The 8,941-nt window shown below is 67.1% G+C and carries 9 protein-coding genes; 1 reads left to right on the plus strand and 8 read right to left on the minus strand.

The features are described 5' to 3' along the window. Positions 1-36: 36 nt before the first annotated feature. The 8 genes from C6C15_RS16895 to rpmH all read right to left on the minus strand — a co-directional run bounded on the left by C6C15_RS16895 (position 37) and on the right by rpmH (position 8,016). Positions 37-1,011 carry a ParB/RepB/Spo0J family partition protein gene (locus tag C6C15_RS16895; RefSeq protein ID WP_060921333.1) on the minus strand — a complete coding sequence of 325 codons (975 nt, stop codon included), beginning with the start codon at positions 1,009-1,011 and terminating at the stop codon, positions 37-39. Continuing rightward, positions 1,011-1,934, minus strand: a complete 924-nt coding sequence (locus C6C15_RS16900) for a ParA family protein (protein ID WP_105950712.1) — start codon at positions 1,932-1,934, stop codon at positions 1,011-1,013. Before C6C15_RS16900 ends, C6C15_RS16895 begins: the two co-directional genes overlap by 1 nt. 3,006 nt (positions 1,935-4,940) lie before the next feature. Beyond that, positions 4,941-5,588 carry a 16S rRNA (guanine(527)-N(7))-methyltransferase RsmG gene (gene rsmG, locus C6C15_RS16905; RefSeq protein WP_105950713.1) on the minus strand — a complete coding sequence of 216 codons (648 nt, stop codon included), beginning with the start codon at positions 5,586-5,588 and terminating at the stop codon, positions 4,941-4,943. A gap of 24 nt (positions 5,589-5,612) precedes the next feature. Beyond that, positions 5,613-6,104 carry a Jag family protein gene (locus C6C15_RS16910; protein ID WP_105950714.1) on the minus strand — a complete coding sequence of 164 codons (492 nt, stop codon included), beginning with the start codon at positions 6,102-6,104 and terminating at the stop codon, positions 5,613-5,615. Next, entirely contained in the window at positions 6,101-7,171 is a 1,071-nt protein-coding gene (gene yidC / locus C6C15_RS16915) for a membrane protein insertase YidC (RefSeq protein ID WP_060921330.1), read from the minus strand. The genes C6C15_RS16910 and yidC overlap by 4 nt, the downstream gene beginning before the upstream one ends. 3 nt (positions 7,172-7,174) lie before the next feature. Beyond that, positions 7,175-7,525 (minus strand): membrane protein insertion efficiency factor YidD, encoded by a 351-nt coding sequence (yidD, locus tag C6C15_RS16920; protein ID WP_060921329.1) that lies wholly within the window; start codon positions 7,523-7,525, stop codon positions 7,175-7,177. After that, positions 7,522-7,872 (minus strand): ribonuclease P protein component, encoded by a 351-nt coding sequence (rnpA, locus tag C6C15_RS16925; protein WP_082749949.1) that lies wholly within the window; start codon positions 7,870-7,872, stop codon positions 7,522-7,524. Before rnpA ends, yidD begins: the two co-directional genes overlap by 4 nt. A gap of 6 nt (positions 7,873-7,878) precedes the next feature. Then, positions 7,879-8,016, minus strand: coding sequence for a 50S ribosomal protein L34 (gene rpmH, locus C6C15_RS16930; protein ID WP_022879826.1), 138 nt, complete (start codon positions 8,014-8,016; stop codon positions 7,879-7,881). A gap of 201 nt (positions 8,017-8,217) precedes the next feature. On the opposite strand from rpmH, the gene C6C15_RS16935 reads away from it, so the two are divergent. After that, positions 8,218-8,856 (plus strand): hypothetical protein, encoded by a 639-nt coding sequence (locus C6C15_RS16935; RefSeq protein WP_158698584.1) that lies wholly within the window; start codon positions 8,218-8,220, stop codon positions 8,854-8,856. Positions 8,857-8,941: the final 85 nt, after the last annotated feature.

The following is an 8,941-nucleotide window of genomic DNA, read 5'->3' on the forward strand; positions in this document are numbered from 1 at the left end:
GACGCGAGTCTATGCCAGCCCCGACCAGGGGCGGGGTCACCGCGCGGAGCCGTACCCTTCTTCGCCCAGCTCCTCGAGAATGCGGTTCAGATCCTGGATCGATGCGAAATCGATCGTGACCTGGCCTTTTCGGGCACCGAGCGAGATCCGGACGCGCGTGTTGAGCCGGTCTCCGAGCTTGCCGGCGACCTCGTCCAGGTAGGCCCGCCGCGCACCCGGCGTGGGTTTGGGAGTCTTCCCTGCGGACGGCTGCGACTTGGCGGCTTCCTCCGTCGCGCGAACGGACAGGTCTTCGTTGACGACCTTGTCCGCCAGACGCTGCATCGCCTCCGGCGAGTCCACGCTGAGGATCGCGCGGGCGTGCCCGGCGGTCAGCACGCCGGCGGCCACCCGCTGCTGCACCGGCACCGGCAGCTTGAGCAGGCGGATGGTGTTGCTGATCTGGGGACGGGAGCGCCCGATGCGCGTGGCCAGCTCCTCCTGGGTGATGCCGAAGTCGTCGAGGAGCTGCTGGTAGGCCGACGCCTCTTCGAGGGGATTCAGTTCCGAGCGGTGGAGGTTCTCCAGCAGCGCGTCACGCAGGAGATCCTCGTCGGCCGTGTCGCGGACGATGGCGGGGATCGCCTCGAGTCCGGCCTCGCGGGCAGCCCGCGTACGCCGCTCCCCCATGATGAGCTCGTATTCGCCGTCGTTGTTCTTCCGGACGACCACCGGCTGCAGCACGCCGAACTCACGGACGCTGTGCACGAGTTCCGCGAGGTCCTCGGGGTTGAAGTGCGTGCGGGGCTGCCGCGGGTTGGGGACGATCGCCTGCGGGTCGACCTGGATCAGGTGGATCCCCGGCACCGCCTCGAGTTCGGTCTCGGGCGCGGCGTCGGCGCTCGTGGAGGGAGCCTCGGGGGTCGGAGCGATCTTCGCGCCGGGGAAGAACACGTCGACGGGACGTTCGGTCTGGTCCGCCGTCGGGATGAGGGCGCCGATACCGCGGCCGAGTCCAGTGCGCTTCGCCATTATCTCTCCTTGCTCTGCGTCTGTCGCGACGCGATTTCGACGGCGGCCTCGCGGTACGCGATCGCCCCGGCGGACTGACCGTCGTAGGCGATGACCGTCTGGCCGAAACTGGGGGCTTCCGACACACGGACGGAGCGCGGAATCACGGTGTCCAGCACCTGCGAAGGGAAGTGGGACCGCACTTCCTCCGCCACCTGCTGGGCCAGCCGCGTCCGTCCGTCGAACATCGTGAGGAGGATGGTCGACAGATGCAGACCCGGGTTGAGGTGCTTCTGGATCATCTGGATGCTGCCGAGCAGCTGGCTCAGACCCTCCAGCGCGTAGTACTCGCACTGGATCGGGATGAAGACCTCGTTCGCGGCGGTGAAAGCGTTGATCGTGAGCAGCCCGAGGGAAGGAGGGCAGTCGATGATGACGAAGTCCACCGGATGGTCCGCGAGGTAGTCCTCCAGAGCCCGACGGAGGCGGTGCTCTCGCGCCACCTGCGCGACGAGCTCGATCTCAGCGCCGGCGAGGTGGATGGTGCTCGGCGCACAGAAGAGATTCGGACTCTCCGGGCTCGGCTGCACGATCTCCGCGAGGGGGAACTCGTCGATGAGGACGTCGTAGACGCTCGGGGTGTCGGCGTTGTGGGGCACCCCGAGGGCCGTGGAGGCGTTCCCCTGCGGATCGAGGTCGATGACAAGGACCTTCGCGCCCAGTCCCGCCAGCGCGGATGCGATGTTCACGGCGCTGGTGGTCTTACCCACGCCGCCCTTCTGATTCGACACCGTCAGGATGCGGGTGTCGCCACTGAACTCAACGGAGACCCCTTCCAGCGCGCGGCGCCGGGCGGAGAGATCCGCGATTTCTCGCGCGAGGGGTGTATCCATCCCGAACGACTCGTTCGACGATGCCTTCTCGGACTGTTTCACGTGAAACATCCACTCCTTTCGGGGCCGCGTTCCACTCTAATCGCAGGGACGGACCTCGCATCACCGGCACGACCAGGCAGCAGGATACGTGCCTCGCGTACCTCGTCCGCCGGATGGCCCGCAGGACGCAGAACTTGGACGTTTCACGTGGAACGCCTGGTTGCACTCCCTCCTGCAGATCGGCCTCCTTGCCTCACTTCTCTGGCGTGTCGTCCGGGGTAGCGGGCGGAATTGGCTTCGTCATCATCCGTGTCCCAGGGTCACGTCGGGCGGCACGCCCGCCTCGGCCAGATCGAGGACATTCCTCCCCGTTCCGTCGTCCTTCCACGCCGTCATACAGCCCGGAGTCCGTAAGAGCCCTGGCTCCGGGTGCCCGCGATGGGCGCTCCGCCACGCGCGGGCTCGGCTTTTGCGCGCCGCTCCCCCAAGACAGGACGGCCACCACGGGTGGCACGCCGCCAGACGAGAGCGCCCACGAGGCTTCCTTGTCCGTGTCGGAGCGGCCCCCTGCACCCGTCCAGCTCACCTGCACCATGCCATCATCGTGTGAGCCTCCGCACGACCCTTGGTCGGCCCCAGGCACTCGGCGTAGCCCGCGTGCGCCGTGGTGCTCCGTCCGCGCCTGCCTCTACCCGTCGCTGCCGTAGGGAGTCGCACGCGGCGCACGCCGGCCACCCGGCACGCGGGATCCACCGGTCCGCTGCTCTTCGTGCGTGAGGACCGCCGATGAGTCCACACTCTCGGCCCTGTTTCACGTGAAACGCACCGCGGTCCTCCATCTTCAGCCGAACGCGAACTCCGTGTCGCTGGGTGCCGCAGGTGGTTCAGTAGGCCCACCTGGTGCGAACTTTCTGGAGACCGGGAGCGGTGGCGCCCGCTGGAGTGCGCCCTCCATGCCGTGGCGCAATCGAGAAGCTCGGCACCAGCGTTCGCCAGGCGCGGCCCGGATCCTCCGCGACACCCCCAGAACGATACGCGGGTGACTGTGCGCACGTCGTCGAGCTCACGGCCACCGGTCGGTGCTCGGTCACGCACGAGAACTCCACGCGGTCCGCCAATCCCTGAGAGCACACCTCCTTCATTCCCCGTCGCCGGGATGCTCGCTGTCGCCTACAACCAGACAATCCGACAGCCCACGCCGAACCCTTCACTACAGGGGCACCCGCACCCACGAACGACCGCGTTCCAGCCGCCGCATAGATGGAGAGCGCCACCGTGAGTGCGACGCAACCCACGACCGATCACCAAGACTGACGCCCAGAAACCACCTGACTGTCATTGGGCCCGGCTTCGTCAGATCACGCAACCGCCCTGACCGCCGCAGGCTCACCCTGAACGACGTTCCGGGGAGACGGCGGTACGGAACCCGACGCTCGGCTCCGCGCGCTGCGATCCGTGGCCGTCGTCGCCGGGGAGCATGGGACGCCGAGCGTGGATAGGGACGCGGCTGCTCCCCCACTGCCCACGTGCTTCCATAGCGACTGAATCCAACCGTTTCTCGTGAAACCGCGGAACGACGCCGGACTCTCGGCTCTGCGCGCTGCGATCCTGGTTGAGCGCTGCCGCCCAGCATCAGGCCCTCTCCTAGACAAGGAGACGGCTGTCTCCCTGCCAGCGGTGCTCGCGCGGCGGCTGGCGGCCAACGTTTCACGTGAAACAGCGGTACCAGCCCGACGCTCTGCCCTGCGCGGTGCGCTCCCTACCAACTCCGCTACGCAGCTTCAAACACTGGGCTCGAGTAGCAAGACGATCGCCTTACGCACCGAGAGTGCTGCGCCCGGGTAACTGTCGCCACCGTTTCACGTGAAACCGCCGCACGGCTCCCGATGCTCGGCCCTGCGCGCGAATCTCTTTAGCCAATATCGCCTCGCAGCCGTACCTACTGCCCTCGGGCAGTGAGCCGAGATCTCCGCTGAACCCCAGCGCTTGAACCCCAGCTGCATTCAGCTGCCCTTTCACGTGAACGTCGGCGGCGTCTCCTCCTCAGCGCACCGAAGGGGTCGGACGCCAGAAGCTGCGCCTACCCACAAGGCGTCGCCGTCCGCCTACCGTGCCGCCCGGACATTTGGTCCGCCGCAGTCGCTACACGTCGTCGCCGTTGTTTCACGTGAAACGGACCAAAGCCGACAGGTGGCAGCCGAAACGGCCCACAGCCCTCTCGTCAGTGCATCCGGGCGGCCGAGCACAGCCAGTCGTCCGCCCGCCATCGCGAGTACGCGCTGAGCGGGGCAGCGTTGCCACCCGACCTCGCATCGGGGCGCTGCCATCCGGATGGGGGCCCACAGCACATGGAGCCAGGCGTTCGTGACGAGCGGTGTCGCCCCGGTTCGCGGATATCGCCTGGGCGCTGCCGGGCCCTACTCATGCAGGCACCGAAGCCTTGACTTGGTAGCGCCCGGAAGAAAGGGCATCACGGCAGTCACCGCGCGGACGTCGCCCCATCCCAACGGTCGACGGACACGGCCCACCCCTCAACCTCACGGGTGCCATCGCCCCGTTGGCCCATCCGCGTTCACGGCACCCACTGACGAGCCCGGAGAAAGACGACTGTCGAAGCATCGGCGCACGGCAGTGTGACGATTGCCCACTCCCCCTGCGTCACGTTCCTATCCCCCGGACGATACAAGGCTGCAGACGAGAAGCTGTTTCACGTGAAACAGCTCGGAGTGCGCCGCAAGGAAATCTGCCGTAGATCAGCCGAAGTGCAGGGTCCACTCGCGCGATGCAGAGATCGGACCCGTCCGTTCGCCTCAGCGCATCCCAGCCCAGCGCGTCGACCCGCGGTGTGAGTCCATCGATGCGACGACAGGACGAACCATGGTGGGCGCCGGGAACGACGACAGCTCCGACTTCGATCCGGACGAACACAGCCGCAGCTGAGCGGCCTCCGTGACGTGCTCGCACGACATCTCGCCGTAGAGACTGCCTTCCCGGCGACGTATCGACGGCGCCGGGAACATGGGTGCACGGTCGGACCACGGGTCAGCCCCCCTTTTCACGGGAAGCGGCGACTCCTCAGCGCACGGAGGCGCGGACGACCCGCGTGGTCTCCGGGAGCAACCCCTCACCCAGCACTTCGACCCGAACATCCGCGAGCTTGAACTTCGCGATCTGCTTCCGTGCCGCTTCGATCTCGTTCGCGGCGTTCATCCCCTTCAACAGGGCCAGCTCCCCACCATCGCGGACCAGGGGCGCTGTCAGAGGGATCAACGTCCGCAATGCGCTCACCGCACGAGCCGTGACGACATCGAAGGCGCCCTTCGCACGCACGTCCTCGGCACGCGCGCGGAGGATGGTGACGTTGGTGAGTCCCAGGTCATTCACTTGCTCAGTCAACCAACTGATCCGGCGCTCCATCGGCTCCACGAGGGTCCACGACACGTCGGGTCGCGCGATCGCGAGTACCAGACCAGGAAGTCCGGCTCCGGACCCGATGTCCGCGACGGAGCCGTGGAAGAGGGGCGCGGCGATCGCGCTGTTCAGGATGTGACGGGTCCACAACCGGGGCAGTTCCAGCGGTCCGATCAGGCCCCGCTCCTCCCCCTCACGCGCAAGGGATTCTGTGAACCGTCGAGCGAGCTGCAGGCGCTCCCCGAAGATCTGGGCAGCGACTGCCGGCTCCTGCTCGACGGTCTTCTCGCCGGGATCCTGCGTCTCGGACACGTGCCAGAGCTCGCCTTCCGTGTGTCAGTGCCGACGCAGGACCGTGTGGCGGTCCGCGCCCTCGCCGTACGACTCGGAGACGAGCCCGCGCTCGGCGGCGATGTCGTGGACTAGCTTGCGCTCATAGCTCGACATCGCCGGCAGCGAGGCCTGCGACGAGCCCTCATCGAGCTTGGCAGCCGCCGCCTCGACCAGGGTCACGAGCTGACGGCGCCGCGCGTCGCGGGATCCACCGATGTCGAGGATGAGGCGCGAGAACGAGCCGGTCTTGTTCTGGACGGCGAGACGCGTGAGCTCCTGCAACGCCTGCACCGTATCGGGAGCGGAGAGCAGCGCGAGCCCGTCACCCTCGGCCTCGACCGAGACGTAGGCACGACCCTGACGGACGTCGAGGTTCAGATCACCGTCGATGTCTGCGATGTCGAGCAGCTCCTCGAGGTAGTCCGCCGCGACGTCCCCCTCGTTCTCGAGCTGCGCCACAGTGGGCTCTGTGCTCCCGGCCACGACCTCACTCATGACGCGTTCCCCTTCTTCTTCGCACGCTTCTTGCCGACCGGCTGCTGCCGCTTGGGTGCCGCCGCCTTCGCCTTCTCGGCCTCCTCGAGCAGACGCTGCTGCTCGGCCTCGTAGGCAGCCATCGGGACGACCTTGCCGGAGGAGTCGATCGCCTTACCCTTGCGGGCGAGCCGCTCTTCGCGGGCCTTGGCCGCTTCGGAACCGGGAGTCGGCATCTCACGGATGACGAGGAACTGCTGACCCATCGTCCACAGGTTCGAGATGAACCAGTACACGACGACGCCGAGCGGGAAGAAGACACCGGAGAAGATGAATCCCAGCGGCAGAACGTAGAGCATGATCTTCTGCATCTGGTACGCCTGGCCGGTCTTGGCCTCCGGCGAGAGGTTCTTCGAGATGATCTGCAGCTGCGTGAAGAACTGCGACGCGATCATCAGGACGACCAGGGTGATCAGGATGATGATCGCCGTGACGTTCTGGGCCTCGATCGCGTTGCCGAGGTTCTCGTGCAGGGACGCGACCCCGAAGAGCTTGGCGTCGTAGAACTCCTGCGTGAGTTCCGCGCTCAGCAGCCCGACACCGCCGACGCCCTGCGTCGCGTGCTTGCTGACGTCGCTCAGCACGCTGTAGAGCGAGAAGAAGATCGGCATCTGCACGAGCAGGGGCAGACAGCTCGACATCGGCGTCGTGCCGTGCTTCTTGTACAGCGCCATCGTCTCGCGGCTCATCGCCTCGCGCGAGAGCTGGTCCTTCTTGCCGCGATACTTCTCCTGGACTTTCCTCAGTTCAGGAGCAATTTCCATCATCTTCCGCTGGCTCTTGATCTGCTTCACGAACAGCGGGATGAGCGCTGCACGGACCACGATCACGAGGCCGACGATCGAGAGGACCCAGGTGATTCCGGAGGCCGCAGGGAGACCGACGGCCGTCAGCAGCCAGTGCCAGGCGACGAGGATGAGCTCGACGACCCACTTCAGCGGCCACAGGATCGTGCCGAGCAGGTCGAATCCGCCGGATGCCGGTTCCGGGCTGGGGGTGGCACTGGCGAACAGAAGGTCAAGACCCACCGATCAGTCCTTTCGGGAGGGGACGACGAAACCGTGTGCGGTCAGGTCGTAGCGGAAGTGTCGATGCGGTGTGACGTCGTCGACGCCTCCGCGAGACCAGGGATTGCAGCGGAGGATGCGCCACGCCGAGAGCAGAGCCCCCCGCACGGCGCCGTGCTGCTGCACCGCACCTACAGCGTAGGCGGAACAGGAGGGGTAGTACGCACACACGTCCCCGTACATCGGCGAGACCACCTTGCGGTACCCCGCGAGGAACGCGAGCACGGCGTTGCGCGGCAGGAGCGGGATGCTCCGAACCGCGTCTCGCCCGCGCATCTCCCCGGACCCCACCGAGGACGCCGGCAAGGCGGTCATGATGCGGCCTCGGCCGGCGTGAGCCGAGCCAGGCAGCGATGAACGTCGCTGCGGAGTTCGGCGTACGACGCGGTCGCGGACGCAGGAAGGGCACGGATGACGACATCCGTGCCCTGCGGAACACGCGGCAACGCCTCCGCACAGACGGCTTTGAGTCGCCGACGCACGGTGTTGCGCACCACTGCGGTGCCCACCTGCTTGCTGATGATGAAACCGAACCGCGCTGCCCTGCTCTCGCCCGTCGCCAGCATGGAGGTGAGGACGCGGGCCCCGCCACAACGCGATCCGCGTCGAACGACCAGTCGGTAGTCGCTCCCGCGGGTCAAACGGAACGGGCGGGCGAGCACAGCTGCTTACGCGGAGAGCTCGGTGCGGCCCTTCGCGCGGCGTGCCGAGAGGATGGCACGACCGGCGCGGGTGCGCATGCGGGCTCGGAAGCCGTGCTTCTTGGCGCGACGACGGTTGTTGGGCTGGAAGGTGCGCTTGCTCATGAGATCACTCCGGGAATGCTGCCACCGGATTCACTTCGACCGGAGACATAGGGAACTGCCATACAGGCATAAGTCAACCGATTAAGGGTACGTCTTGGCGGCGCGCAGGGCAAATCTACCGTACGGCCGTTCTCGGCCGCTCCGCGCGCGAGGGCGCCATCCGGCCGTCGATATGCTATCCGGACCGCCGATGAGCGGAAAGTGCCGCGCCAGCGAGAGGCCGCGATGACCCACCAGCAGACCCCCTCCTCCGACTCCGGATCCGGGCCCGCCCGTGACGGCGGGGGAAGACGTGCACTCACCACCGCGGCGATCGCCACGGGCGCTGTCTCCCTGATACTCCTGGTCGCCCTGGCCGTTCCGTACTACGCACTCCAGAATCTCTGGCTGATCCCCGTGTTCGTCATGGGCGCGGCGGCCGCGATCGGCGGTATCGCCCTCAGCGTCCGTGCACGACGCGCACCATCGGCCGAGCGCCGGTCAGCCGGTCTCGGAGTGGCGGGGGCCGTCGCCGCCCTCATCCTCGCCCTCGTCCTGCTGGTCGTCTTCCTGCTCGGACTCTGGTCGCCGCCGCAGAACAAGGTGTTCCTCGAGGGAACAGGACCGCAGTCCGGGGTCACCGCGACGTTCAGCAGCGACGCCGAGACAAGGACGCTTCCCTGGCCGGGGCTGGGAAACGCGCAGTACACCACCTCGGAGTCGTCCACCTGGATCACGATCACGGCCCCGAGCGACAGCGACGATCAGACGGTGGGTTGCAGGATCTACTGGAACGATGAGCTGGTCGTCGAGAAGACCTCGGACTCGGGCACGGTCAGCTGCGAATACGACGCCGACTGACGGCGCGCGGCTCCCCTCCACACAGGAGCTATCCACAACCCCGAGCAACCGACCGAACCGCCACACGACCTGATTCTCTGCGGCA

The organism is Microbacterium sp. str. 'China' (genome assembly GCF_002993305.1).
Taxonomy (GTDB): domain Bacteria; phylum Actinomycetota; class Actinomycetes; order Actinomycetales; family Microbacteriaceae; genus Microbacterium; species Microbacterium paraoxydans.

Bases quoted from the DNA above. Each gene is read 5' to 3' on its own strand.
- C6C15_RS16900 (WP_105950712.1), bottom strand. From the start codon at position 1,934: ATGTTTCACGTGAAACAGTCCGAGAAGGCATCGTCGAACGAGTCGTTC.
- C6C15_RS16910 (WP_105950714.1), bottom strand. From the start codon at position 6,104: ATGAGTGAGGTCGTGGCCGGGAGCACAGAGCCCACTGTGGCGCAGCTC.
- yidD (WP_060921329.1), bottom strand. From the start codon at position 7,525: ATGACCGCCTTGCCGGCGTCCTCGGTGGGGTCCGGGGAGATGCGCGGG.
- rpmH (WP_022879826.1), bottom strand. From the start codon at position 8,016: ATGAGCAAGCGCACCTTCCAGCCCAACAACCGTCGTCGCGCCAAGAAG.
- C6C15_RS16895 (WP_060921333.1), bottom strand. From the start codon at position 1,011: ATGGCGAAGCGCACTGGACTCGGCCGCGGTATCGGCGCCCTCATCCCG.